Source organism: uncultured Finegoldia sp. (assembly GCF_947252345.1).
Lineage (GTDB): Bacteria > Bacillota > Clostridia > Tissierellales > Peptoniphilaceae > Finegoldia.
This window is the reverse complement of record NZ_CAMXVC010000004.1, coordinates 48526-74626: the sequence shown is the minus strand read 5'-3', so window position 1 is coordinate 74626 and position 26101 is coordinate 48526. Positions and strand designations below refer to the sequence as shown.

At 29.4% G+C, this 26101-nt stretch carries 22 protein-coding genes and 2 other annotated features (1 of these 24 cut by a window edge); of the genes, 1 reads left to right on the top strand and 21 read right to left on the bottom strand.

The genetic code is table 11. The annotated features are described in order from the left end of the window. From Q0X02_RS01805 to murJ, 13 genes are all read right to left on the bottom strand, one after another. A partial coding sequence (locus Q0X02_RS01805; RefSeq protein WP_297810663.1) for an elongator complex protein 3 occupies positions 1–1073 on the bottom strand: 1073 nt, incomplete at its 3' end. Beyond that, positions 1066–1782 carry a ribonuclease III gene (gene rnc / locus Q0X02_RS01800; protein ID WP_297810660.1) on the bottom strand — a complete coding sequence of 239 codons (717 nt, stop codon included), beginning with the start codon at positions 1780–1782 and terminating at the stop codon, positions 1066–1068. The genes Q0X02_RS01805 and rnc, both read right to left, overlap by 8 nt. Then, positions 1782–2021, bottom strand: a complete 240-nt coding sequence (locus Q0X02_RS01795) for an acyl carrier protein (protein ID WP_297810657.1) — start codon at positions 2019–2021, stop codon at positions 1782–1784. Before Q0X02_RS01795 ends, rnc begins: the two co-directional genes overlap by 1 nt. Beyond that, positions 2014–2985 (bottom strand): phosphate acyltransferase PlsX, encoded by a 972-nt coding sequence (plsX, locus tag Q0X02_RS01790; protein WP_297810654.1) that lies wholly within the window; start codon positions 2983–2985, stop codon positions 2014–2016. The genes Q0X02_RS01795 and plsX overlap by 8 nt, the downstream gene beginning before the upstream one ends. Before the next feature lie 93 nt (positions 2986–3078). Beyond that, positions 3079–3267 carry a 50S ribosomal protein L32 gene (gene rpmF / locus Q0X02_RS01785; protein ID WP_297810651.1) on the bottom strand — a complete coding sequence of 63 codons (189 nt, stop codon included), beginning with the start codon at positions 3265–3267 and terminating at the stop codon, positions 3079–3081. 93 nt (positions 3268–3360) lie between these two features. Further along, complete coding sequence (locus tag Q0X02_RS01780) at positions 3361–4542, bottom strand: acetate/propionate family kinase (protein WP_297810648.1); 1182 nt, start codon at positions 4540–4542, stop codon at positions 3361–3363. Continuing rightward, complete coding sequence (plsY, locus tag Q0X02_RS01775) at positions 4539–5147, bottom strand: glycerol-3-phosphate 1-O-acyltransferase PlsY (protein WP_297810645.1); 609 nt, start codon at positions 5145–5147, stop codon at positions 4539–4541. Before plsY ends, Q0X02_RS01780 begins: the two co-directional genes overlap by 4 nt. After that, the gene (der, locus tag Q0X02_RS01770; RefSeq protein WP_297810642.1) at positions 5147–6463 is read right to left on the bottom strand and encodes a ribosome biogenesis GTPase Der; all 1317 of its coding nucleotides are present in this window, start codon (positions 6461–6463) and stop codon (positions 5147–5149) included. Before der ends, plsY begins: the two co-directional genes overlap by 1 nt. Positions 6464–6574: 111 nt before the next feature. Continuing rightward, positions 6575–7813, bottom strand: a complete 1239-nt coding sequence (gene glyA, locus Q0X02_RS01765; RefSeq protein WP_297810639.1) for a serine hydroxymethyltransferase — start codon at positions 7811–7813, stop codon at positions 6575–6577. Beyond that, on the bottom strand, positions 7806–8219 hold the full coding sequence (locus Q0X02_RS01760) for a SoxR reducing system RseC family protein (RefSeq protein ID WP_297810636.1): 414 nt from the start codon (positions 8217–8219) through the stop codon (positions 7806–7808). Before Q0X02_RS01760 ends, glyA begins: the two co-directional genes overlap by 8 nt. A 17-nt stretch (positions 8220–8236) precedes the next feature. Further along, the gene (locus Q0X02_RS01755) at positions 8237–8932 is read right to left on the bottom strand and encodes a tRNA threonylcarbamoyladenosine dehydratase (protein ID WP_297810633.1); all 696 of its coding nucleotides are present in this window, start codon (positions 8930–8932) and stop codon (positions 8237–8239) included. 1 nt (position 8933) lies between these two features. Then, positions 8934–10700, bottom strand: a complete 1767-nt coding sequence (aspS, locus tag Q0X02_RS01750) for an aspartate--tRNA ligase (RefSeq protein ID WP_297810631.1) — start codon at positions 10698–10700, stop codon at positions 8934–8936. A 34-nt stretch (positions 10701–10734) separates the two neighbouring features. Then, positions 10735–10914: a binding site (T-box leader), on the bottom strand. A 36-nt stretch (positions 10915–10950) separates the two neighbouring features. Then, positions 10951–12477 (bottom strand): murein biosynthesis integral membrane protein MurJ, encoded by a 1527-nt coding sequence (gene murJ, locus Q0X02_RS01745; RefSeq protein WP_297810629.1) that lies wholly within the window; start codon positions 12475–12477, stop codon positions 10951–10953. Between the two features lie 97 nt (positions 12478–12574). Between murJ and Q0X02_RS01740 the strand changes: the two genes are divergently transcribed. Then, a complete protein-coding gene (locus tag Q0X02_RS01740; protein WP_297810627.1) occupies positions 12575–13933 on the top strand; it encodes a helix-turn-helix domain-containing protein in 1359 nt (452 codons plus the stop codon). Here the strand turns inward: Q0X02_RS01740 and Q0X02_RS01735 are convergent. From Q0X02_RS01735 to pheS, 8 genes are read right to left on the bottom strand one after another with little or no spacing between them, the layout of a single operon-like run. Next, positions 13930–15045: a lipopolysaccharide assembly protein LapB gene (locus tag Q0X02_RS01735; protein ID WP_297810624.1), complete on the bottom strand. Its 1116-nt coding sequence runs from the start codon at positions 15043–15045 to the stop codon at positions 13930–13932. The genes Q0X02_RS01740 and Q0X02_RS01735 overlap by 4 nt on opposite strands. Beyond that, positions 15045–15701: a hypothetical protein gene (locus Q0X02_RS01730; RefSeq protein WP_297810621.1), complete on the bottom strand. Its 657-nt coding sequence runs from the start codon at positions 15699–15701 to the stop codon at positions 15045–15047. Before Q0X02_RS01730 ends, Q0X02_RS01735 begins: the two co-directional genes overlap by 1 nt. An 8-nt stretch (positions 15702–15709) precedes the next feature. Beyond that, positions 15710–17404, bottom strand: a complete 1695-nt coding sequence (argS, locus tag Q0X02_RS01725) for an arginine--tRNA ligase (protein ID WP_297810618.1) — start codon at positions 17402–17404, stop codon at positions 15710–15712. Positions 17405–17413: 9 nt separating this feature from the next. Beyond that, entirely contained in the window at positions 17414–19765 is a 2352-nt protein-coding gene (locus Q0X02_RS01720) for an endonuclease MutS2 (protein ID WP_297810615.1), read from the bottom strand. Then, positions 19766–21907, bottom strand: a complete 2142-nt coding sequence (locus Q0X02_RS01715) for a U32 family peptidase (protein ID WP_297810612.1) — start codon at positions 21905–21907, stop codon at positions 19766–19768. Next, on the bottom strand, positions 21891–22523 hold the full coding sequence (locus Q0X02_RS01710) for a cell division protein ZapA (RefSeq protein WP_297810609.1): 633 nt from the start codon (positions 22521–22523) through the stop codon (positions 21891–21893). The genes Q0X02_RS01715 and Q0X02_RS01710 overlap by 17 nt, the downstream gene beginning before the upstream one ends. Positions 22524–22531: 8 nt before the next feature. Next, on the bottom strand, positions 22532–24904 hold the full coding sequence (gene pheT, locus Q0X02_RS01705; protein ID WP_297810606.1) for a phenylalanine--tRNA ligase subunit beta: 2373 nt from the start codon (positions 24902–24904) through the stop codon (positions 22532–22534). A gap of 8 nt (positions 24905–24912) precedes the next feature. Beyond that, positions 24913–25935, bottom strand: a complete 1023-nt coding sequence (gene pheS, locus Q0X02_RS01700; RefSeq protein WP_297810603.1) for a phenylalanine--tRNA ligase subunit alpha — start codon at positions 25933–25935, stop codon at positions 24913–24915. A gap of 38 nt (positions 25936–25973) precedes the next feature. Continuing rightward, positions 25974–26101: a binding site (T-box leader), on the bottom strand; it runs 61 nt beyond the window's last position.

Sequence of the window (26101 nt, the reverse complement as noted above, 5' to 3'; positions counted from 1 at the left end):
TAGAATAACGGTCTCGTGGGCTCGGAGATGTGTATAAGAGACAGATCTATATCAATATTTTTTATCTTTCCATCAACTTTTAGATAATTAGTATCAGAAGCGAAATAACTTATTTTTTTAAGTCCATATTTATTAATAAAATAATTTTTATTTTCCTTATTGTATCCCACTAAATTATTCAATATACTAGGATTTACATTGATTTCCAACGTACTTATTTTTTTATTATTCAATGAAAAATCTATGATTTTTCTGTACAAATGGTCTTCAACTAATTGTCTGTAATTAGGATGAATTGCCCCAGCTACGACATCTTCACCCTCTTTTATATTATCAGTATTTAATAATCCCAGTCTTATGACTGGTATATTTGCATTTATAAATTTAAGATAAATTTTAGAAGTTTTGTTTATAGATTGCGTTAATTTTTCTGGTTCATATAGACCCTGTTTAGTGTATTGTTCTAACACAGTTTTTTTTATGACAAGAGTCGGATATATCCTCACAAAATCAGGACTAAGTTTTATTAGTTCATCGGCTGTATATAAATCATCTTCCAAACTAGATTGATACAAACCAGTCATCATTTGAAGCCCCAAATCAAATCCATAATCTTTTATTAACTTTGCTGATTTTTTTACGCATTCGCTGTCATGACATCTTTGATTACTGTATAAAACACTATCTACCATTGATTGTACTCCAAGTTCAATAGTTTCAACATTGTATTTTTTTAGTGTATCCAAGATGTGCTCGCTAATATAATCAGGTCTTGTTGATAACCTTATAGATTTTACTACATCTTTTTCTATAAATTCATTAGCTATTTTAAGATAATCTAACATAGCAGTTTCTTCAATTCCTGTAAACGAACCTCCATAAAAAGCTATTTGAACATTGTTTTTACTGTTAGTCGGAAAATTATTAAGTTGGCCTTGGATCTCTTTTCGAACTTGTTCTTTTCTAACAATGTCTACGTAATTTGTTATCTTCCTTTGATTACAAAAAATGCAATCATGAGGACAACCTAAATGGGGAATAAAGAGCGATACTATATATTTTTTTTTACTCATTTACAACCCTTAGTCTAATCAACGCATTCTTAGCTGCATCTTGTTCGGCATGCTTTTTTGATGAACCAACTCCAGAACCTATAACAAGATTGCCTTCAAAAACATCAACATAAAACTTTTTATCGTGGTCAGGGCCTTCTTCTTTTGTAATTTTATACTTTAATTTATCTCTTGATTTTTTTTGATTAATTTCTTGAAGCATCGTCTTATAATCAATGAAACTTGATTTTGTCTCTATTTCAGCTATGAATAGACTTTTAAATTTATTTTCTACAATTTTAAACGCCGATTCATAACCAGAATCCAAATAAATTGCGCCAAAAACAGACTCAAAAGTATCTGCTAGTACACTAGACTTATCACCGCCTCCTGACAAATATTCTCCATGGCCCATTAGCAAGTATTTGCCTAAATCTAAGTATCTAGCCATATTTGAGAATGATTTTTCACAAACCATTTGACTTCTTATTTTTGTCATTTGACCTTCTCTGAAATTTTTTTTGCTTTTATACAAAAAATCGCTAACAATTAAATCTAATACGGAATCTCCTAAAAATTCTAGCCTTTCATTAGAAATATCTTTGTATAATTTATTCTCGTTTCCATATGAACTATGAAAAAAAGCCAGGTTTAGCAGATTAATATCTGCAAACCTGTAATCTAATTTTTTTTCAAGCTCATGTAGCAATTCAATTCTAGAATTATCCACTATTTATTTCCTCGTACTCTTTCTATTTCATCTACTACATCTTTGACATTTTTCAATTCTGATAATTTTTCATCGTCAAACTCAAGACCAAATTCATCTTCCATATCCATAACAATTTCTAAAAGTCTAACAGAATCTGCATTTAAATCTTCAAAAAACCTTGTGGTTTCATCTATATCATCTCTGTTAAATTCTTTTTTCAAAACGTTGACTACCATAGTATAAATATCTTTATTCATTTGACAACTCCTCTTTCAATTTATTCGTTACATCTTCCTCAATAAACTTTATTAAAGTTAGTAAGCCTGACTTTATTGCTTCTCTATTAGAAGAACCGTGCGCTTTAAATACTGGTTTTTTTGTACCCAAAAACGGAGCAGAACCAATGCTATTATAATCAATTCCAGAACTCAACGATTTAAACATAGGAATTAGTGTAGCAGCAGTTTTATCATCCAATTTTGACAACTTGTTTTTGGCTATTGTTTTTATAAATTCAATTGTGCCTTCAATTGATTTTAATAATATATTTCCCGAAAATCCATCTGTGACCACTACATCATAATCTCCATTTAGAACATCTCTAGCTTCAATATTGCCTTTAAAATATGGGAATTTAGATAATCTTTCATAAGTTTGTGTTCGCAAAGAATCACCTTTATGAGCTTCTGTTCCTATATTTAAAAGACCAACCTTGCAATCTTCTTTAGCTAAAATATTTTTTGCATATACATATCCCATCTTTGCAAATTGCTCAAGTAACTCAGCATTAACGTCAACATTAGCCCCAACATCCAACACAACTACATTTCCCTTTAAAGTCGGAAGTATGACCATAAGACAAGGTCGTTGAACATTGTCAAGTCTTTTTGTTATTAAAGTAGCTCCTGTTAACAACGCCCCAGTAGAGCCTGTAGATAATAAGCCATCATAATCTTCATTTAGTAAATCAAAACATTTTCTCATGCTCGAGTTTTTTTTCGTTCTAATTTCCTTTGTAGGAGATTCATTATTGTCAATTATTTCTGTAGCATTTACAAAATTTATTCTATTATTTAGTTTTCCATTCAAAATTTTTTTATTTTCTTCTTCGTTTCCAACAATAGTTAATTCAAAATCTTTCAATTCTAAAGCCATCAAAGCTCCTTCTATTAATTCTGAAGCACCTTTGTCAGAACCTAGAGTATCTAATAATATTTTCATATTTCACCTCTTATTTATTTTATCACAATATAGATTATTAATGAATTAAACAAATAAAAAAGTCGCTTAATGAAAATTAAACGACTCTCTCTTTTAGTTTTGTTCTGAGTTATCTACAACTTCTTTTCCGTCGTAATACCCACACTCTTTACATACTCTGTGAGGTAATTTAGGAGAACCACAATTAGAACATGTAGTTATAGTAACTCTTGGTAGTTTATACGAAGAAGCTCTTCTTTTATCTCTTCTAGTCTTAGAAGTTTTTCTCTTTGGTACTGCCATGCTACACCTCCTTAAGGACATAATCCTTAAAATTTATACAAACAACGTAGTTAATTATAATATAATAATGTTCAGTTGTCAATAAAAATATTATTATTTTGCTAAGTTCAAAGTATCTCTAGCAATCATTAATTCTTCGTTTGTTGGAACAACATATACTTTTACTTTTGAATCGTCAGAAGAAATCAAAGCCTCTTCACGAGTGTTGTTCTTTTCAAGGTCTAATTTAACACCTAATTCTTCAAAAGTGTCTAAAATATCTTTTCTCATTGATGAAGAGTTTTCTCCAATACCACCAGCGAAACAAATTGCATCTACGTGTCCCAATTCAGCCATATATCCACCTACATATCTCTTAACTCTTTCAATGAACATATCTAAAGCTAATTGTGCTCTTTCATTTCCTTTTTTAGCTTCTTCTTCTAAATCTCTAAAGTCAGAACTAATTCCTGATACCCCTAATACTCCAGATTTTTTATTTAAAATTTGATTCATTTCATCTGCTGAATATCCTTTTTCATTCATTAGGAATGTCATAACTGTAGGGTCAATATCACCACTTCTAGTTCCCATTAAAAGTCCTTCTAACGGAGTAAGTCCCATTGTTGTATCATAGCATTTACCATGTTTAACGGCAGCAATTGAAGAGCCATTTCCTAAATGTACTGTGATTATGTTGATGTCGTCTTTTCCTAATAATTGTTGTGTTCTCAATGTAATATATCTGTGGCTTGTTCCATGGAATCCAAATTTTCTTAATCTGTAATCTTCATAGTATTCGTAAGGAATTGCATACATATAAGTTTTAGCAGGCATTGTTTGGTGGAAAGCAGTATCGAATACAGCGATATTCTTCTTTCCAGGAGCTAATTTTTCACAAGCTTCAATTCCCATTAAATTTGCTGGATTGTGAAGAGGTCCAAATTTTATAAATTCTCTAACTTTATCCTTAACCTTATCATCAATTACACAAGATTCAGTTAATTTATCTCCACCATGAAGTACCCTATGACCTATTGCAGAAACTTCATCTAAGCTCTTAATAACACCGTATTTGTCATCTAATAATGCTTTGAACACGTGATTAATAGCCTCTGTGTGGTCTTTCATAGGTTCTTCAACTACTAATTTTTCATCATTAACTTTGTGAGTTAATTTTGAACCATCAATACCTATTCTTTCTACTAATCCTTTACACAATACACTTTCATCAGTCATATCAAATAATTGATATTTTAACGAAGAACTACCACAATTAATTACTAATACTTTCATCTTTTCCTCCTATTTTTACCTAATTTACTTTCTTGACCATGCATCAGTCTAATTATATTTCCCTTATGTTTAAATAAAGATATTGCTCCAACTAAAACATAAATAAGCCCAATCCATATATCATTTTTCATGTAAATAAGTCCATATACAATAGCTAATACGCAAGCTAAAATGCTTCCAACTGAAACATATTTCGTCACAATAACAGCTATTAAAAACATCATAAATAAAATTAAAGTTTGTAAAGGTTGTGCGAACATAAGTACGCCGAATGAAGTCGCAATACCTTTTCCGCCTTTAAAATTATATATTACTGGCAATATGTGTCCCATAACACATAAAAACCCACATACTAGTATACCTAAATTGCCGAAAAATTTAAAGCCTAAATATGAACATATTATTCCTTTAAAAAAATCAATAAAAAAAGTAAATAATCCGATTTTTTTTCCATATACTCTTAATGCGTTTGTTGCTCCAGCATTTCCGCTTCCCAAATTTCTTATATCTTGTTTGTATACTAACTTTGAGATAGCTATTGAGCCACTAATATTACCAATAAAGTAACAAATAACGCCTAATAGAACTAATAATAACTTATCCACTATTTTCCCCTAGTTTTAAATTCAAATTGCAATGGAACACCTTCGAAGCTAAAATTTTCTCTCAATTGATTTTCAAGATATCTTTGATAAGAAAAATGCATTAAATCATTTCTGTTTATGAACACAAGAAACTTAGGTGGTCTTGCTTCGATTTGGGTAATGTAAAATATCTTTAACCTGACACCCTTATCCGAAGGTGGCGGATTTAATAATACAGCTTTCGATATAACATCATTCAATACGCCGGTACTTATTCTCATTGAATAATTATTGTCTAGTTTTTCAATTTCAGTAAACAATGTATCTATTCTCTTGTTTTCTTTTACGCTGATAAAAACAATAGGAACATACAACACAAAACCCAATTTAGATCTGATATCTTTTTTAAATTCATTCATTGTATTTGTGTTTTTTTCGATTAAATCCCATTTATTGACGAGAATAATCATTCCTTTGCCTTGGTCATGAGCATACCCTAAGATTTTAGTGTCTTGTTCGCTAACACCTTCTTTAGCATCAATCATCAATACGCAAATATCAGATCGGTCAATGGCCGATAAAGTTCTAACAACAGAGTATCTTTCAACTTCAGAATCAATTTTCTTCTTTTTTCTTAGACCTGCTGTATCTATAAAAATATATTCATTTCCTTTGTAATTTATTTTTGAATCTATAGCATCTCTCGTTGTTCCAGCAATATCCGTTACAATCATTCTTTCCTCGTTTAATAAACTATTTATCAACGAACTTTTACCTACATTCGGCTTGCCAATAAGACATACTTTTGTAATATCTTCTTCTGATTCTGTGTCAGATTTATCATCAAACTTCGAAACAACGGATTCTAATAAATCCCCAAGCCCCATTGAATTTGTAGCACTAATTGGGAAGATTTCATAAAAACCCAAGTTATAAAAATCATATATATTCTCTTTTTGTTTTATGTGATCTATTTTATTAACAACTAATATAACAGGTTTTCTTGTTCTTCTTAGCATATCGGCAACTTCCATATCAATTGGAGTAATACCTTGTTTTCCGTCAACCATGAATAAAATAACATCCGCTGTTTCAATTGCAAGTTCTGTTTGTTTTTTTATGTTTTTAGTTATTATTTCGTCACTTTTAGGCTCAAGACCTCCAGTATCTACTACTGTAAAGTATTTATTTTGCCACTCTGCTTCCATATATAATCTATCTCTAGTAACACCAGGGTCATCCTGTGTTATGGCAATTCTTTTTCGAATTAATTTGTTAAATAATGTAGATTTGCCAACGTTAGCTCTACCCACGATGCAAACAACTGGTTTTGCCATTTTATCACCTCATTTCTTTATAAATGATACCATAAACTATGTAAAATATACAATATGTATGTAAAAAAAGCTAATACTAACCAAATATTCGGTTGGTATTAGCTTAAATTTTTATTTATAAATTGGGAACTTACGCATTAATTCTACAACATCTTTTTTAATTTCTTCTACTGGTCTACGTTGTTTTAGTGCGTCTAGCATTAATTCAGCAACTTTAGAAGCTTCTTGTTCCTTCAATCCTCTAGTAGTAATTGCTGGCGTTCCAATTCTTATACCGCTAGTAACAAAAGGTGTTTCAGGGTCATTAGGAATAGTGTTTTTATTTGTCGTAATATTCACTTCACTCAACACAGATTCAGCTTGCTTACCTGTCATTGAGAAGCTTCTGCAATCTATTAATAGTAAATGATTGTCGGTACCACCAGAAACTAATGTGACACCATTGTCAAGAAATACTTTTTCCATAGCTTTTGCGTTTTTCAAAATTTGATGAGTGTACTCGGTAAATTCTGGTTGTAAAGCTTCTTTGAAACAAACAGCTTTTGCTGCTATTATATGTTCTAATGGTCCCCCCTGAAATCCTGGAAATACCGATTTGTCTAATAGTTTTTTGTGTTCTTCTTTGCAAAGGATTGCACCGCCTCTAGGACCTCTCAATGTTTTGTGAGTTGTTGTTGTGACAAAATCAGCATATGGAACAGGACTTGGATGGTCTCCAGTAGCTACCAAACCAGCGATATGTGCCATGTCAACCATTAAGTAAGCGCCAACTTCGTCAGCTATTTCTCTGAATTTTTTGAAATCTATTATTCTAGGATAGGCTGAAGCACCTGCTACAATTAGTTTTGGTTTGTGTTCTAGTGCTATTTGTCTAACGTTTTCATAATCAATCCTTCCAGTCTCAGGATCAACGCCATAATCCACAAAGTTAAAGTACTTACCAGACATATTAACAGATGAACCATGAGTTAAGTGTCCTCCTTCTGTAAGTCTCATTCCTAGTACTGTATCTCCTGGATTAAGAACCGCTATATATACAGCAATATTGGCGTTAGCTCCACAATGAGGTTGAACATTTGCATGATCAGCATTGAACAATTTTTTCATTCTATCAATAGCTAATTGTTCAATTTTATCAACGTTTTCACAACCACCGTAATATCTCTTGCCAGGATAACCTTCGGCGTATTTATTCGTCAACTCAGTTCCCATTGTTTCTAAGACAGCCTTTGAAACAAAATTTTCAGATGCGATCAATTCTATATGATCTTCTTGCCTAGTTATTTCGTCATTTAAATAACCAAATACCTCTGAATCAAAATTCTCTAAATTTTGTCTACAATTATTCATACAAACCTCCATTTATTTTTGTGATGTGCACTAAATCACTATCAACAAATTTTTTATCTATAATTTTTACAATTAGATAACCAATTAATAATCCTAGTAATCCAAAGCAGAAAGAAATAAATTCATAATTGCCAAAACGATTTTCTAGTAACGCATATGAGGAAATTAAACTTACCAAAAAGAAGGATAACGGAACTAAATATAATAACGCAGTGTATTTTACCATTGATTTGTCATCTCCTGAAATTTCAACACTATCTCCTACTTTTGCATTTACATAGTTTGAACACACGATTACTTGCGTCTTATGTTCACAACCAGAACACTTGCTGCAACCTTCTCCTCCACAAGCGCCTTTTCTTGTAATCAAAACAGATGCTTTATTTTTGTTAGTTTTAATAACCATACCTTCTTTTGCCAAAATTAATACCTCAATTCATTTATTACATAAGATGCTATCATCAAACCTACACATGATGGCACGAAGCTTATACTTGCTGGTGCATTTCTTCCATTTGATGAAACAACTGTTCCTGATCTTTTTTCATCAGACCATATACATGTCAATTTATCGATATTTCTATTCTTTAACTCTTTCCTCATAACTCTTGCCATCGGACAAGTATGTGTTTTTTTGATATCAGTTATTCTAAATAGAAACGGATTTAATTTTGAACCTGCACCCATAGAGCTAATTAATTTAATATCGTTTTTATAACAGTACTCTGCTAAATCTAATTTAGCAGTAATTAAATCAATTGCATCTATAACATAATTATAATCTTTAAGTTTGAATAAATCAACACTTTTTTTGTCAAACTTTTCCTTAAACTTAATTACTTTGCAGTCTCTATTAATTTTGTTAATTCTTTTTTCAAATTCATCAACTTTGTAATTTCCCACAGTATCTTGTAGTGCAATAATTTGTCTATTTATGTTCGTAATGTCAATAATGTCATAATCGACTATACCTATCGTTCCCACTCCACATCTTGCCAAAGCTTCTATGGCAAAACCACCAACTCCTCCGCAACCAATTACGATTACTTTGGAGTTGATGATTTTTTCAAGCTCTGTTTCTCCTAGTAAGAGTTTTGTTCGTTCAAATCTTTTATCCATATCAGTCTAATTTAATGTGAATTTCTTTTAATTGTTTTTCATCTACTTGAGTAGGTGCACCAGTCAATAAATCTGTAGCAGATTGTGTCTTAGGGAAAGCTATAACGTCTTTTATGTTGTCAGTACCAACCAACAACATCATCAATCTATCCATTCCATAAGCTAATCCACCATGAGGAGGCGTTCCATAATTAAATGCTTCGACAAAAAATCCAAATTTATTTTCGATATCCTCCTCTGTCAATTCTAATGCTTCAAACATCTTTTTTTGCAAATCAGAGTTGTTAATTCTAATAGAACCTCCTCCGATTTCATCGCCATTGCATACAATATCATAAGCCTTTGCTCTGACTTTTTCTTTGTCAGTTAACAAATATTGAATGTCTTCTTCGTTCGGCATAGTGAATGGATGGTGCATTGCAACAAACCTATTTTCTTCTTCATCGTATTCAAATAAAGGAAAATCAACAATCCATACAAATTCAAATTTATTGTCATCTGCTAAGTCCAAATCTCTAGCTATTTTATTACGCAAAGCACTTAAACCATTGAATACTGTAGAATTTTTGTCTGCTAAAATAAATATTAACGCATTTTCTTCTACTTTTGTAAACTCAATAATTGAGTTCATTTCTTCATCAGTCAAGAATTTTTTTATTGATGATTGAATTTCTCCATCGTGAACTCTAATCCAGCTTAATCCTTTTGCTCCATATTCCTTGACAAATTTTTCTAATTTATCTATTTTCTTACGCGAAAAATCTTTTTCGTAATTTCCTATATTAATACAACGGACACTTTTATTTTTTTCGTTACAACTAGAAAATACTTGGAAGTCAGAATTTTTTACCAAATCAGTTATGTTTTTAAGTTCGAAACCAAATCTCAAATCAGGCTTATCACAACCGTATTTTTCCATTGCTTCTTGGTAAGTCATTCTTTTTATAGGAGTTTCAATATCAATATTTCTAATTTCTTTAAAGATTTTTTTTATCAAACCCTCATTTAATTTCATTACATCTTCTTGGTCAACAAAGCTCATTTCCATATCAACTTGTGTGAACTCTGGTTGTCTATTTGCTCTCAAATCTTCATCTCTGAAACATTTTACTATTTGGTAATACCTGTCCATACCACTAATCATCAAAAGTTGTTTCATCAATTGAGGGGATTGAGGAAGTGCGTAAAAACTGTGTTCGTTTACTCTACTAGCTACCAAGTAGTCTCTTGCTCCTTCTGGAGTTGGTTTTCCTAAAAATGGTGTTTCAATCTCATAGAATCCATTTTCGTCTAAATATTCACGAATCAATCTATTTGTTTTCGCTCTTAATTTAAGATTTTTTTGTAAATTTGGTTTTCTTAAATCAAGATATCTGTATTTCAACCTTACTTGTTCTTGTGCATTATCATCATCTTTAATATAAATTGGTGGAACATTTGCTGTATCTAAGACAATTAATTCATTTGCTATTACTTCAATTTCCCCAGTTTCTAAATTGCTATTTTTTGATTCTCTTTCGTTTACAATACCTTTAACGCAAAGTACGTATTCACTTTTAACATTTTTTGCTTTTTCAAAAATTTCCTTGTTTTCATCTTTAATCGCTATTTGAGTTATTCCAGTATTGTCCCTCAAGTCAATAAAGATTAATGAGCCTAAATTCCTAGACTTTTGGACCCATCCCATTAAAATTACTTCTTTTCCATTATCTTTTAACCTCAAATCGCCACACATATGTGTACGTCGAAGATTTCCCATACTACTCATAAATACCTCCTAAAATAAAAAACTCCTCCCTCTGATAAGGGACGAGTTGAATCGCGGTACCACCCTAATTAGGTAAACCTCACTTTAAATTATAACGCTATTAAGCGGAATTAACGACTCAAAAATGTCTGCAATTACTATGAATAATAAGTTACACCAAGCCTTATCTCTCTTTAAATCAATCATAATGCTCTCTTTTTATCACTGTCTTTATATCAAAATTATAGTCAAAAACTCATGAATTGTCAAACTATCTCTTTTTTCTTCTATTTTTGTAAAAATTTATAATATCGTTTAATTCATCTACTTTCATTGTAAAAATACAAATAGTATAAGATATGCAAGCTGCTGCTATTGAAAACATTAAAGATATATTGTTATTAAATTTTATACTACTAAATTTGAATGTAAAATACGATAATATCCCCATTATAAGAGAGGCAATTAGCATTTTGAAAATATTCCTGAAAGAGTTTTTAGTAGTTTTAAAATCGCCAATCTTTTTGTAAAGACGAACAGTAATCATCAATGCTCCTATTAATGATGACATACTGGTAGCAACTGCCAATCCAATTAAACCAAATATCTTAGATAATAATAAATTCCCGATTATGTTCATTGCAACCATTATTACAGAGTTTATTGTAGGCGTTTTTGTGTCATTCATAGCATAAAAGGATTTAGATAAAATGTCTCTGATTGCAGTACCAATTATTCCAAGTGAATAAAAAAACATACACGTTGCTGTTGATGTAACATCTTTCATAGTGAAAGCTCCTCTGAAAAAAAGCATTTTTGTAATTGGAAAGCAGAGTACTAATAGACCTATTGTAGCGGGAATCACTAAAATACAAATCATTGACATTGATTTCATTATGCTTTCTTTCATTTTGACTAAATTATTTTCGATAAAATTGCGGGATAATTCCGGATAAATTATTACCGATATATTTGCTATAACTATTCCCGTTACAAATTCAATTAATCGTGAAGCGTAATTTAATATCGGAATACCATTTGTGCTAACCGTTGACGCTATTGATTTGTCAACCATTACATTTATTTGATTGACCGAAACTCCTAATATAATTGGAATAGAAAGTAAGACAATCATTTTTATGTTTTTATCAGAAAAATCCAATACTTTATAGTATTTGAATTTTTTTCTTTTAGCTATGAAGTAATAAGGAACATACTGAAGTGCATTTCCTAACAACAATCCAACCCCGACAATCATATTATCGTCATATTTTTTAGAGATAATAAGAGCCAAGATTATAAAGAAATTCATTATAAAACCTTGTAAATTTTGAACTACAAAATGATTATTGGCATTGAGATACCCTTTAAATACGCAGGCGATAATTGATGGAATCATCGAAAATAGAGTCAGCCTCATAAACTTTATTGTCAATTCTCTAGTATAACCAGTAAATCCAGGAGCAAATATTTTTACTACAGTAGGTGTGAAAATTTCTAGTACAATTATCAAAGAAATAATTATAATAGTGACTATATTGTTGATATTAGATGTGAAGATATCACCTTGTTTTCTTCCATTGTCATGAACTATCTTATTGTATAAAGGTATGAAAGACGTTGATATTCCCGCCGAAAATAAACTGATTATGGTTATTGGAAGTATTTGCGAGACCAAAAAAGCATTAGCTACCGCACCATCTGTCGGAAAAAAATAAGCCAATGTAGTTTCTCTTACCAATCCCAACATTTTCGATATAAGCGTTATAATCATTAATATTATTGCAGTTTTTTTCATTTTAAGCTCCTATTATATTTTAAAAAATCTCTTCATTGTGATATTATTTATATAATAGATAATAACACAGCTCTAATCATAATTAAAGGTGATAAAAATGAATGTAAATTTATTGGTAAAAAATTTGGACAAATTAATTGATAATTCAAAAATCAATGTATTAAATGACATTGACAATATATCATTAAATTCTGTTTCTGATAACAGAAATGCATTATCCATAATTGAGTCAAAAAATACCATTACTTATCCAAAAAATTCTAATATATTAATAATTGGCAAAGAAAATGATGAACTGGAAATAGAAGATTGCAATGTTTTGTACACAAAATGTGATGATGTTTTTTTTGTATATGAGAAAGTAAATAAGTTTTTACAAGAAAATTTAAATTTTTACAGCAAACTATACTCGATTATAGCAAATAAAGAAGCTGTTAATAATCTTCTACTTGCAATTAAAGATTATTTCGATATAAATGTTTGTTTGCTGAACTCAAACAAAAAATTATTGCTTAATACCTTTGATTTTTCTACTATCAAAAAAATCTATCCTTTAGAAGTAAAGAAGAAAAGCTTAAGTAAGCTTTATGGATATTTGGCAGTTGAAACAATTGAAGATGAATACGAGTATGAATTTAAAAAGATTACAAAAATAATCTCGACTTACATTTACAATAACGTAAATGGCTTAATAAATTCAAAAGAAGACATATACAGCACAATTAAAAATTTGATTTCTGGGAATATAACTGATAAGGATGAGGAAAATATTGAAAACATAGGATGGAAAACCGATGATAATTATGACATCAATGTTATAAAAATCGAGGGCGGACTTTTTAAATATCAAGATATGTTCTCTCACGGAAATAGATTTGTTCTCGATTATCCAATGTATATGTACTCGGTGTTAAACGATGGATATTTAATTTTATTGACAAATAATAAAGTAAAGGATGTTTCATCGGTAAAATCCAATCTAAACTTTTTTACTGAAAAATATGGATTAAAAAATTTAAAGTTGTCCCTTAAAAATAACTTATTTAACTTGAAAAACGCATTTATTTTAGCTAGAAAAATATTGGAAAATGATATAAAAATAACTGATGATTTATATGAAAACTGTAGCAAACTAATTTATGATTTAACCTGCTTAGACCCTGAAGTTGAAATATTAGTTCCTGAATTTATTTATAAGTTAAAATACGACGACATAAATAATGCCACCGACCTACTTCGTACTTTGTATTTCTATTTAGTCGAAGAACGTTCATTAATTAAGGCATCACAAAGGTTAAACGTACACAGAAATTCAATAGTTTATAGAATTAATAAAATCAACGAGCTTGTCGATATAAATTTAGATTGTTACAAAGCTCGAAAAAACATCATAAGTGCTCTCGAAATAATGGACAGATTAGACAATACTCTAAAAATAACAGAAGAAGACTATTAATAGCCTTCTTCTATTTTTTTTAATAATTGCATTGACATATTAAAAATATCTTCATCAACATCATCATATGATACCAACGTCGACAAAGTGTCTTTTGCGTTTTCAATTCTATTTGCATTTAATTCAATAACAGCTTTGTTGTATAATAAAATTTCATTGTCTTTGTGAATTTTTAATCCTCTATTCAAAACTTGAATTGATTTTTCAAAATCATAAGAATTAAAGTAAACAACAGACATATCATTATACAAATCTACATTATCAAATCCTGATTTTTCTGCTCTATCGAAGTACTCTAATGCTTTATCTGATTGATTCAAATTCATAAAACATTTACCCATCAAGTAAATAATCCTTGGAGTTTTTTCCAAATTTTCAAATATATCTAAAGCTTTATTTGGTTGAGAATTAATTAATGTGATAGCAAAATCCAAATCCCTAAGTGGCCTAATTTTATTCATCAATCGCTCAACTTCATTGAGTACAATTCCCACTTTTTTGTCATCGTAATTAATGCTATCAGATGCCATTTTATATGTGTTTTTTAGATAATCAAATGCTTTTATATAATTTTGATTTAACAATTCAAGATTTGCTAATTCAATATAATTTAGAAAAAAATCCGGAAAATTTCTAATATTTTCGTTTAAAACCCTAAAAGCCTCCTGAACAAATACAGGAAAATTATATTCATCTTCAATAGCCATAAGTCTCAGGCAATATGCATAATAATAGGCATTATCTGCAATATCACATTTTAAAATGTCATTAGCTCTGAAATATACAACAGCTTCCGATGGGTTAGAAATTTTTTCAATTCCCATAGAAATAATTGATTTTTCAAGTTCTGGAATAATATTATACATAATATCTGTATAATTTACGCAGTATTTAAAAGTTCTATCATAAGCTATATTGTAAATCATTCCTTTAATAATTAAGTTTAAATCAAAATTATTTACAAAATCGTTGTTTTTTACTCCATCAACCAAATCATTTTTTAAAACAGGAAGAGGGACATCTTTATTAATATAATCATTTGATTCCAATAAATTCACATAAACTAATTCGTTCATAAACTTACTAAAATACTCATCAATTTTTTTACTCATTATTTTTCACCCGTTTCTAAAATTCTATACAAATTAGCTCTATATAACATAAATAAAGAAATAAGAATTAACAATATTCCAAATTTTAAAACCGAATTAATTTCATTTGACATCATAAGGTCTTCTACTAAATAATATTTGAAAATTATCTGATAAATAACCGCAAATATTATTATATTAGGAATATTCCACACGAAAAAGTTTTTAAACGTGAATTTCAATGCTGTAATCATAGACATATAAAATCTCTCATCTATCATATACAATGTTTCTATCAAAGGATTTAGTATGAATACACTAACAAATAGAGCAAAATCATTGTTTTTTATAAAATGGTATACCCCAAATAAAATTAGAGAATTAAACCCAATTTTAAGCATCAACTTCGGAATTGTAATTGGTTGTATGTGATAATTTTCTCGAGTGTGAACAGAAATGCTCAACATATTAAACAATATGCTCACCAAAAAAACAATCAAACATCCTATAATAATATTGGTGAAATTTTTATTCAATGATAGTCTAAAAAAAATATTATTTGAAATATTTAAAGATAATTTCATTACAATCATAGTTGCAAATATCAATGGAAAATATTTAATTGTGTGTATTGTTCTAAAAAAAGAAAATTTGATGATTTCAACAAATGATTTCATTTTTCTCCTTACATTCTGTTTGGTGCGTCTATTCCTAATAATTTCAATGATAATTTTAAACATTTATTCACACAATATGTCAAATATAACCTTTGATATTTTAATGAATCTTCAACTGTGTTAATCGGACAATTTGCATAAAATTTATTATATAATTTCGCTAATTCTACAGTATATCTTGTCAAGAAAGAAGGTTCGTATTTTTCAGTTGCATTTAATAAGACTTCTTTATATTTGGCAAGATGTTTTACTATATCTATTTCTGTGTCATCATTTAGCAAATCAAATTTGCTACCATCTTTTAAAACAAACTCTCCCTTATCTAAGATTGAGCAACTTCTAGCATAAGTATATTGAGTATAAGGTCCAGTTTCCCCATCAAAATTCAAAACTTGGTCCCAATCAAATGTATAGTCTTTGATTCTATTGTTGAATAAATCTTGGAATATAACAGCTCCTACTCCAACTTGTTTAGCAACCTCGTCCTTGTTTTCAAGATTAGGATTTCTCTCTTCTATTATAGATTTAGTTTTATCGATAGCTCTGTTTAAAACATCTTCCAAGAAAATAACTTTACCTTCTCTTGTTTTCATCGAACCATCTTTCATACTGACCATTCCAAATGATACATGGTCACAATCACTCCACCATTCAAATCCCATTTTTTTCAAAACAGCTCTAAGTTGTTCAAAATGAAGTTTTTGTTGGCTAGCAACTACATAAATATTTTTACAAAAATCATAAGTTTTTTTACGATACATCGCTGTAGCAATATCTCTCGTTATATATGTCGAAGAACCATTAGATTTTTTTATTAGAACAGGAGGTAAATTTTCATCATCTAAATTAATAATCATAGCCCCATCAGATTCTTTTAATAGGTTTTTATTTTCTATAACTTCTAGTGCATCACCAATAAATTGAGAGTGGAAGGATTCTCCGTTAAAATTATCAAATTCGACTCCAAGTAAATCATAAACCCTTTGAAATTCTTTTAATGAAATTTCTCTAAACCACGACCATAATTTCACTGCAGTTGGCTCTTTTTTCTCCAATTTATCGAACCAATCACGGGCTTCGTCCATGTATTTTTCATCTTCTTTTGCGATTTTGTTGTATTTTACGTAAAGATTTAATAATTCTTTTATCGGATTATTGTTTATTTTTTCTTCGTCTCCCCACTTCAAGTAAGCAGATATCATCATTCCAAATTGTGTTCCATAATCTCCGATATAATTTACACCTGTTGTTTTATATCCTTGATATTTCATAATATTTCTGATTGCATTTCCGATTACAGTTGAACGCAAATGTCCAATGTGAAATGGCTTTGCAATATTTGTGGAAGAAAAATCCAGAACAACATTTTTACCATTTCCGATATGACTACTTCCAAAATCATCTTTCACAGCATCTTTCAAAACACTTTCAACTAATTTTGAATTATTTACAAAAAAGTTAACATATGGTCCGGCATTCGCAATCTTTTTTATGTTGTCATTATTGTATTTTTTATTTGCAAGTTCTTCTGCAATTAAATTGGGCGATTTTCTAAATGTTTTTGCCAATTTAAAAACCGGAAATGCAAAATCACCCATAGAACTATTCGGTGGAATTTCAATTAAACTTATAATTTCACTTTCACTTAAACCCGTATCAAAACTCATTATAATTTTTTTTACTTCATCTTTAAAATTTATCATATTTTCCCCTTATTTTAAATAAATAAAAGTAGCTCCCATGCCACCTTCGTTATAAGCCGCATCTTCAATTTTTTTGATTCTTCTGTCGTTTCGTAAATATTCTCGTATACCTTTTCTTAACATACCAGTCCCTTTTCCGTGAATGATATTAACTTTTTTAAGCCCTACTATAACGCAATCATCAATATACTTATCCAATTCATAGATTGCTTCTTCAATATTTTTTCCTCTCAAATCAATTTCACTTTTGATATCTGAATTAGCTTTGTTCTTTATAATATTTTTAATGCTCTTTGAAGATTTTATCAATTCTTTTTCTTGAATTTTCTTCAAATTTTTTACATTCGCATTAATTTTCAATATTCCTACTTGAACTAGCAAATCTCCCTTTTTATCAGGTTCAGTTACAATTGTACCTTTTTGTTCAATACCAAGAATCTCAACTTCATCTCCAAGCTCAAAATTTTGTTTTTGATTAATCTCTTTTAAAAGCTTTTTATCGTTTATTTTTTTAATTTTTTTATTGAATTTATTTTCGACATCATTAGCGATGCTCCTAGCATCAGAGTCTTTTTCTAAAAATTTTAACTTATTAATAAGCTCTCTTGATTCTTCTTTTGCTTTTGAATAAATTTCATTCGCTTCTTCTTTTGCTTGTTCAATTATTCTTTCTTTCTCAAATTTTGTTTTTTCTAGTTCTCTTTCGTATCGTTCTCTTAATTTCAGTAAGTCTTCTTTTAATTCCAGTTGCCTATTCTTGTCTTCTTCAATTTGTTTTTTCTTGGATTCAATATCAGATAATACATCTTCAAAATCTTTGTCTTCTTCGGTGAGTATTTGTTTTGCATTATTTATTATATCATCGTCCAATCCAAGTCTTCTTGATATTTCAAAAGCATTTGATTTTCCTGGAATACCAATTGTCAATTTATAGGTAGGTGATAATGTGTTTATATCAAATTCCACAGAGCCATTTTTAACATATTGTTCAGTCAATGCGAATATTTTTAATTGAGAATAATGTGTTGTAGCAATAGTTCTTATAGACTTATTAAGAAAAATTCTTAAAATGGCAATAGCTAATGCAGCTCCTTCTGTTGGGTCTGTTCCAGCTCCTAACTCATCAAAAAGCACTAGCGAATTGAAAGTGATATTATTGACAATATGGACAATATTTTTCATATGTGCCGAAAAGGTTGACAATGATTGTTCTATGCTTTGTTCATCACCGATGTCCGTAAATATATTGTCGAAAATTGCAACTTCCGAATTTTCAGATACCGGAATTAAAATTCCAGACTGAGCCATCAAAGTTATCAGGCCAACTGTTTTTAATGTCACAGTCTTGCCTCCTGTATTCGGACCGGTAATAACCAAAGTATTGTAGTCATCGCCCAAATAAATACTAATTGGAACAACCTTTTTGGGGTCTAATAAAGGATGACGTGCATTTTTAAAATTAAAATAACCATTTGTATTTAATTTAGGATTTGTAGCATCTATTTCAATTGCATATTTTGCTTTTGCAAAAATAAAATCCAATTGAGATAAAATATCTTGGTCAATAAATATTGATTCTTTTACAGCGTAAACTCTATTCGAAATTTGTTTTAAAATATTAATAATCTCTTCTTGTTCTTCTGCCTCAAGCATTCTAAGCTCATTATTTAATTCAACAACTTCCATAGGTTCGATATAAACTGTCTGCCCAGAAGATGAATGGTCATGAACAATTCCTTTAAACGATGATTTATGAGAAGCCTTTACTGGAATGACATATCTATCATCTCTCATAGTCACAATATTTTCTTGTAGCGCTTGGTCGTTAGATGACAGTATGCTGTTTATTTTATCTTTTATGCTTTCAGTTTTTTGTCTTTTAGTCTGTCGTATCCTAAAAAGATTTCTACTTGCATTATCACTAATTTCATCTTCAGAAATTATAGCACTATTTATTGTACTAATGAGTTCTTGTTCCTCGACCAATGTGTAAATCATACCCATAATCATTGGATAATTTTCTTGATTTTCGTCAGATTCACTAGCATAATTTTTAATATCATGTACGCTACTTAAAATTTGAGCAATCTTGAGCAAAATCTCAGGAATAATATAACCGCCTTTAGAAACATGCATTATATTAGCTTTTACATTTATTATTTCATAAATTGGTGGATTTGAGAACTTATAAATCATACTCATAGCTTCATATGTTAAGTCCAGATTTTTTCTAATCTCATCTAAATCAACTAACGGTTTTAAATTATCGGCTAAACTTTTGCCTAATTTTGATTTACAAAGTTTTTCAATTTTCCCTATTATTTGATTGTATTCCAATGTTTTAAGTGTTTTTTTATCCATCTATAAAATTCCTTTTTTAAAATGAAACTCATTAGGTTTTCCAATTGCAGATTTATTCTTTCTAACAGAATACAAATCTAAATTTATTTTATCAGTATCTATTCTAATTTTATCACAAGAATAAATTAAAGAATATCCATTTTTTCTAATAACACGATATTTTGAAAAATCTCCAGTAATAAAGCAATCATTAAAACTACAATTTTGGCAATTTGTTGCATCACATTTTTTTATACTTGAAAAAGGGCAGTATACTGTAATCATATTAATTAAATTATCCTCTACAACTAATTCATATTTATATGGAGAATTGTCGATTATCTGTTTTATTTCTTTTTTGTTTAGTTCAACCGATAATGTTATAACATCAACGCCCAAATCATAAAGAACTTTACTTGTAAATGAATTAAATACATTCATTTGGTAATCACTCACTATATATTTTGCCTGTAATTTTTCAGCGATTACTAAATCTCCTAAATTATTTATTAATAATCTATTTACACTGTGTTCTCTACAATTTTTAATGAAATCTTTTGTTTTCGATTCATTCAAAAATCTAGGAACTTTAACAATAAAATTAGATGAAATTTTATCGCTGTATCCGTCAATTTCATTTTCAAAAACTGTTTTTATTTCTTTGTAAGAAGCCGTCCTTTTTGAAATCAATTCGTTTATTTGGTAAGATTCTATATTTTTTGATGCTCTTTTGTTGAAGTTTGAAATTGAATTTAAATAACTTTCTATAAAATCTCTTCTGATTTGATTGATCTGACTCTTTGACAGAAATAAACCATCATCTAATTCAACATTTAAACTTCTTATTTTAACAGGATAATTTCCAGTCTTTAGTAGTTGATTTATGACAAACGAATTATCAATTGGTTTGTTTTTAGCTGATTGAGCAATCGTATTTGTAGTGTATTTTACCTCGTTTACATAAATTTCTATTGGACTAGAACTCTTGCAAATAAATTTAACATTTAAATCTATCTGAACATTTTTTTCGGATTCCGATAATTCAACAATTTTTATATGACTAACCCTTTTAACCTCTGAATTAACAACAGCGTCATCAATATTTTCAAATGAAATGACGCTGTTTGTTCTATAGTCTTCTGTCATTGTAAGAGGGAATGTTTTTGTTCCATTAAATAAGATTAGTATATCTTTTTTAAAAACATCTTTTAGAAATTTGATTTGACCTTTTCTTATTATTTTGCCAACTACATTACCTTTAACTTGACTTTTTCGACCTAATTCCACATAATCTTTGCCTGAACAATTGTTGATCAAACCTTTTGTGAATCCTCTATTTTTTACCTCATCCAAGAAATAATCATTTTTATTATTGATTAACATTTCTCTATAAGATTTAACTACAGAATAAACATATTCTTTTGATTTCATCCTTCCTTCGATTTTAAGACTATCGCAGAATTTAGCAATTTCAGATATATTATCTATTGTGCACAAATCTTTCGGAGATAGATATGATAATTTTGAATTAATGGTCTTATTTTTCAATTCAATGGTATAATCTTTCCTACAAGGTTGAGCACACCTTCCTCTATTTGCACTTCTATCACCATTAAGAGAACTCATCAAACATTGCCCCGATTGACACACACATAATGAGCCATGAATGAAAACTTCAATCTCAATATCGCAGTTGTTTCTTATATTTTTTAATTCTTCAATATCTGTTTCACGAGCAAGTACAATTCTTTTAAATCCAATTCTCTTTGCTACAATAGCTCCATTTAAATTATTGATATTGATTTGAGTTGATGCGTGTAAATCCAAATCTGGAAAAAATTTATTGACAAGATATGCCAATCCTAAATCTTGAACAATCAACGCATCGATATCGATATTATATAATCTGTTTACATAATTTATAGCATTTTTTATTTCAGATTCTTTGATTAGAGTGTTCAATGTTACATATACTTTAACATTTCTAAGATGACAGTATTGCACAACCTTCTCTACATCTTCTACTGTAAAATTCTCTGCATAAGCTCTAGCTGAAAATTCTTTTGTTCCCAAATAAATAGCGTTACAGCCAGCACTAACGCTGGCTTTAACCATTTCCCAATTTCCACAAGGAGCTAAAATTTCATTAGTCAATTGTTTCATTCCTTTGGTAATCCATTAGGATATTTTCAATTTTATTTTTTTCGAATGCTAAATTATTGTAATCATCTTTTAATTTCTTATATTCTTTAGATACCGAGTCATTATCATTTTTATAGTATTCAATCTGATTTTTTAAATCTTCTATTGTAGAATTATTTTTTTCGATTTTTTTCGTTAATTCATTTATTTTTTTTTCGTAACTAGTTTTTAATTCAGAAATATAAACATTTGAATTGCTTTTAATATCATCAATTTCTTTATTTGATTTTTGTTTTAATTCTTCGACTTGTTTATTTATTTTCTTTAAATCAGATTCTTTAACTACAAGATTTTGATATAGTTTCTCACAATCGAGTTTTAATTTTTTGTAATCCTTAACTATCGGAGCATTTTCTTCTTTATATTGTCTAAACTCAGTTACTGTGTTTGCGTATGATTCTTCTAAATTCATAAGTGAAAGAATTGTTGCATTTAATGTTGTTAACTTAGGATTATTATTTTTGCAATCCGAAATATTTTTGTTGATTTTAGATACTATTTCATCAGTTTGTTCTTTAGTCTTATCAGTTACTATATTATAAGTCGTACCTTGAATTACAACTTGTAATTTGTTCATATGCCTTCCTACTTTCTTAATGTTGCATTGAATTTTTGTTCTAATGACATTAATATTTCTTCTTGTATCTTTTCTATTATCTTATCTTTTAATGTTTCATCTTTAGATTGATAAATTATCCTGTAAGCTAAACTCTTCTTATCATTTTCAACGTGTTCACCTTTGTATTCATCAAAAAGATATACTTTTTTTATAATTCCATTAGAATGCTTAATTATTTCTTTTTCAATTTCGATACTTTCCAAATCTCTATTAACCACAAGAGCTATATCACGTTCAATTGAAGGATATTTACTAATTGGTGTGTATATTTTTTTGAAATCCATAAATTTAATCAATTCTGTAAAATGAATTTCACCAACATAAACTCTATTGTCAAAATCATAATTTTCTGCAACTTCAAAACTAATTTCACCAAATGTGGCAACAATTTCATTGTTAATTACTACATCAGCACATCTTCCACTATGGTAAGTCTTATTATTTGTATTCTTTTTAATTATATAATCTTTTATACCGAGTTCATTAAATAAAGACAAAATCATAGCTCTAATATCGTAAAAATCATATTTGCCATACATTCCAATTGCTAATTTTTTGGTTTCCAATCTATCATCATTTTTCACGTGGAAAGTATTACCCAATTCATAAACACAAATATCTTCAATTTTATTTTTGTAGTTTTTAGATAGAATATCTAAAATATTTGGCAAAATTGTAGATCTCATTACTGAATAATCTTCTCCTAATGGATTGATAAGTTTAATTAACTCATCATCATTCATATGAACTATAGCCTTTTTATATGACTTAGGACTTATAAAAGAATACGAAAGAACTTCATATGTGTTCATTGAATACATTGCTTTTTTGCAATGGTCAATAGCAATTCGTTCCTGACTTTTAATACCTCTTTTCAGCTTTCCTATTAAAGGTTTGGCTCCTATTTTTTCAAATCCATAAATTCTACCTACTTCTTCTATTAAATCTTGATATATTCCAACATCTTGTCTATGGAATGGTACTTTTACAGTTATCTTTTCTTCATCATCATAAATTATTTTGAATTCCAATAACTGCAAAATATTTTTAATTTCTTCATTTGAAATTTCAGAACCCAATAACTCATTACATTTTTTGTATGACAAAGTGACATCTTCTAATTTTTCTTCTTTTGTTACTATATCAAAAGAATTATTGATTACAGTAGATTCAGAGATGTCTTCAATTAATTTGCAAACCCTCAAAGAAGCTAAATCGCATAATTGTTGGCTTACGCCTTTCTCAAATCTTGTAGAAGCATCCGTCCTCAATTGTAATCTTCTTGAAGATAATCTGATTGTATCACTATCAAAACTAGCCGCTTCAATTAAAACATTCTTAGTTTCTTTTGTTATCTCAGAATCCAATCCTCCCATAATTCCAGCAATTCCAAGAGTGTTTTTGCCATCACAAATTATTATATCATTTGATAATTCTCTTTCCACTGAATCAATAGCTGTAAATTTTTCTTTTCCAGATTCTTTTACAATGATTTTCTTATCTGAAATTTTATCCAAATCATAAGCGTGAATAGGTTGACCAGTTTCTAGCATTACAAAATTAGTTACATCAACAATATTGTTAATAGGTCTAATTCCTGATTGTATAAGTCTGTTCTTAAGCCATTGTGGGCTATCAGTTATTTCTACATTTTTGATTACTCGTGCCACATATCTACTACATTTTTCTGTTTGTATATCAATTTCGGAAATATAATTTTTTACATCATCTTCAAATTTGTTTATATCTATTGATGGATACTTTATTTTTTTTCCAAATGATGCAGCATATTCTCTTGCCATACCCAACACTGATAAGCAATCTGGTCTATTAGGGGTTATCTCAAATTCGATAATAGGTTCGTCAATCTCCAATGCCTTAATAACGGATTCTCCAACTTTATTTTCAGACAATACGGCTATCCCTTCTTTTGAGTTTTTGTCAACTACAGATGTCTCAAATCCCATTTCTTCAAAGCTTGTAAGCATTCCTGGACTGACAACACCTTTTAGGTCAACTTCTTTCAAAACAATACCTCTAGGAAGTGTCGCACCTACTTTTGCGTAGCAAACATACTGACCTTCTTTTATGTTTTTCGCTCCAGTTACTACATTTGCTTCTCCATCTCCTGTATCTAATGTTACAATAGATAATTTGTCAGCATTTGGGTGTTTTTCAATTTTATTTATTTTTGCGACAATTAATTTGTCATTCAAATTTTCGCTTTTGTCAATTACAGATTCGACGTGACTTCCTGTCTCTGAAAGTCTATCAGTGATTACTTTTATAGATTCGTCTACATCTACATAGTCTTTTAACCAATTAATAGGTAATAACATATTTCCTCCTAGAACTGTTCCAAAAATCTCTTATCATTATCGTACAATAATCTAATATTATCAATTTTATGCTTAACCATCGTTATTCTATCAACGCCCATTCCAAAAGCAAATCCAGTGTATACTTCTGGGTCAATTCCACAATTGCGCAAAACATTTGGGTGTACCATTCCGCAACCTAAAAGTTCCATGCTCCAACCAGTGTTGTTACAGCTTAGGCATCCTTTACCTTTGCAATCAAAACAAGTAACATCCACTTCCATAGATGGCTCAGTAAATGGAAAGTAATGTGGTCTAAATCTCGTTTGAATTTCTTCTCCAAATAAATTTTTAATAAAAATATTAATCGTATCCATTAAGTTAGCCATAGTAACATTTTTATCAACTACAAGACCTTCAATTTGATGAAACATCGGTGAATGCGTGTCATCTACATCATCAAATCTGAATGTTCTTCCCGCAGAAACCATTCTTATTGGAGGTTTTTGTGTTTTCATAGTTCTTATTTGTACGCTTGATGTGTGTGGCCTTAAAACTGTTTTGTCATCTAAATAAAATGTGTCTGATAACGACCTCGATGGGTGATATTTCGGAGAGTTCAATAAATCAAATGTATTTTCAACTGTGTCGATTTCAGGACCATCTACAATATCAAATCCCATTGTTTGAAATAAATTTTCAAGCTGAATTATTGTTTCGTTTAATGGGTGTTTATGAGATACTTCTCTCATACCTCTATTTGCCGTTACATCAATTTCTTCTTCTTTTAATTTAAATTTCTTTTTTTCAGATTTTAATTGTTCAAGTTTTTCAGATAGTGACTCTTCAATTTTAGAACGCACTTCATTTGCTAATTGACCAATTATTGGTCTTTCTTCTTTTGACAAATTACCCATATTTCTAAGTAGTAATGTCAAATCACCTTTTTTACCAAGAATTTTTACTCTAATCTCGTCTAATAATTTTAAATCACTTGCTTGTTCTATTAAGCCCAAGCTTTTTTCTTTAATTTTTAAAATTTCTTTTTTCATTTTATCTCCTTTTACAAATAAAAAAATCCCTCATCCCGATATGGGACGAAAGATTGTATTTTTCCGCGGTACCACCCAATTTATGATAACATCACTCATAAGTTTAACGCACATTATACGGCCTATTGGCAACTTCAAAGCGAACCAACAAATTTCGATAAATATG

What these genes read in the sequence shown, in the direction of transcription:
- Q0X02_RS01760 (WP_297810636.1), bottom strand. Translation starts at nt 8,219, where the DNA reads ATGGTTATTAAAACTAACAAAAATAAAGCATCTGTTTTGATTACAAGA.
- Q0X02_RS01730 (WP_297810621.1), bottom strand. Translation starts at nt 15,701, where the DNA reads ATGAAATCATTTGTTGAAATCATCAAATTTTCTTTTTTTAGAACAATA.
- aspS (WP_297810631.1), bottom strand. Translation starts at nt 10,700, where the DNA reads ATGAGTAGTATGGGAAATCTTCGACGTACACATATGTGTGGCGATTTG.
- pheT (WP_297810606.1), bottom strand. Translation starts at nt 24,904, where the DNA reads ATGTTATTACCTATTAATTGGTTAAAAGACTATGTAGATGTAGACGAA.
- Q0X02_RS01755 (WP_297810633.1), bottom strand. Translation starts at nt 8,932, where the DNA reads ATGGATAAAAGATTTGAACGAACAAAACTCTTACTAGGAGAAACAGAG.
- rpmF (WP_297810651.1), bottom strand. Translation starts at nt 3,267, where the DNA reads ATGGCAGTACCAAAGAGAAAAACTTCTAAGACTAGAAGAGATAAAAGA.
- Q0X02_RS01740 (WP_297810627.1), top strand. Translation starts at nt 12,575, where the DNA reads ATGAATGTAAATTTATTGGTAAAAAATTTGGACAAATTAATTGATAAT.
- argS (WP_297810618.1), bottom strand. Translation starts at nt 17,404, where the DNA reads ATGATAAATTTTAAAGATGAAGTAAAAAAAATTATAATGAGTTTTGAT.
- Q0X02_RS01720 (WP_297810615.1), bottom strand. Translation starts at nt 19,765, where the DNA reads ATGGATAAAAAAACACTTAAAACATTGGAATACAATCAAATAATAGGG.
- glyA (WP_297810639.1), bottom strand. Translation starts at nt 7,813, where the DNA reads ATGAATAATTGTAGACAAAATTTAGAGAATTTTGATTCAGAGGTATTT.
- Q0X02_RS01735 (WP_297810624.1), bottom strand. Translation starts at nt 15,045, where the DNA reads ATGAGTAAAAAAATTGATGAGTATTTTAGTAAGTTTATGAACGAATTA.
- Q0X02_RS01710 (WP_297810609.1), bottom strand. Translation starts at nt 22,523, where the DNA reads ATGAACAAATTACAAGTTGTAATTCAAGGTACGACTTATAATATAGTA.
- der (WP_297810642.1), bottom strand. Translation starts at nt 6,463, where the DNA reads ATGGCAAAACCAGTTGTTTGCATCGTGGGTAGAGCTAACGTTGGCAAA.
- Q0X02_RS01780 (WP_297810648.1), bottom strand. Translation starts at nt 4,542, where the DNA reads ATGAAAGTATTAGTAATTAATTGTGGTAGTTCTTCGTTAAAATATCAA.
- plsX (WP_297810654.1), bottom strand. Translation starts at nt 2,985, where the DNA reads ATGAAAATATTATTAGATACTCTAGGTTCTGACAAAGGTGCTTCAGAA.
- Q0X02_RS01715 (WP_297810612.1), bottom strand. Translation starts at nt 21,907, where the DNA reads ATGAAACAATTGACTAATGAAATTTTAGCTCCTTGTGGAAATTGGGAA.
- pheS (WP_297810603.1), bottom strand. Translation starts at nt 25,935, where the DNA reads ATGAAAAAAGAAATTTTAAAAATTAAAGAAAAAAGCTTGGGCTTAATA.
- Q0X02_RS01795 (WP_297810657.1), bottom strand. Translation starts at nt 2,021, where the DNA reads ATGAATAAAGATATTTATACTATGGTAGTCAACGTTTTGAAAAAAGAA.
- murJ (WP_297810629.1), bottom strand. Translation starts at nt 12,477, where the DNA reads ATGAAAAAAACTGCAATAATATTAATGATTATAACGCTTATATCGAAA.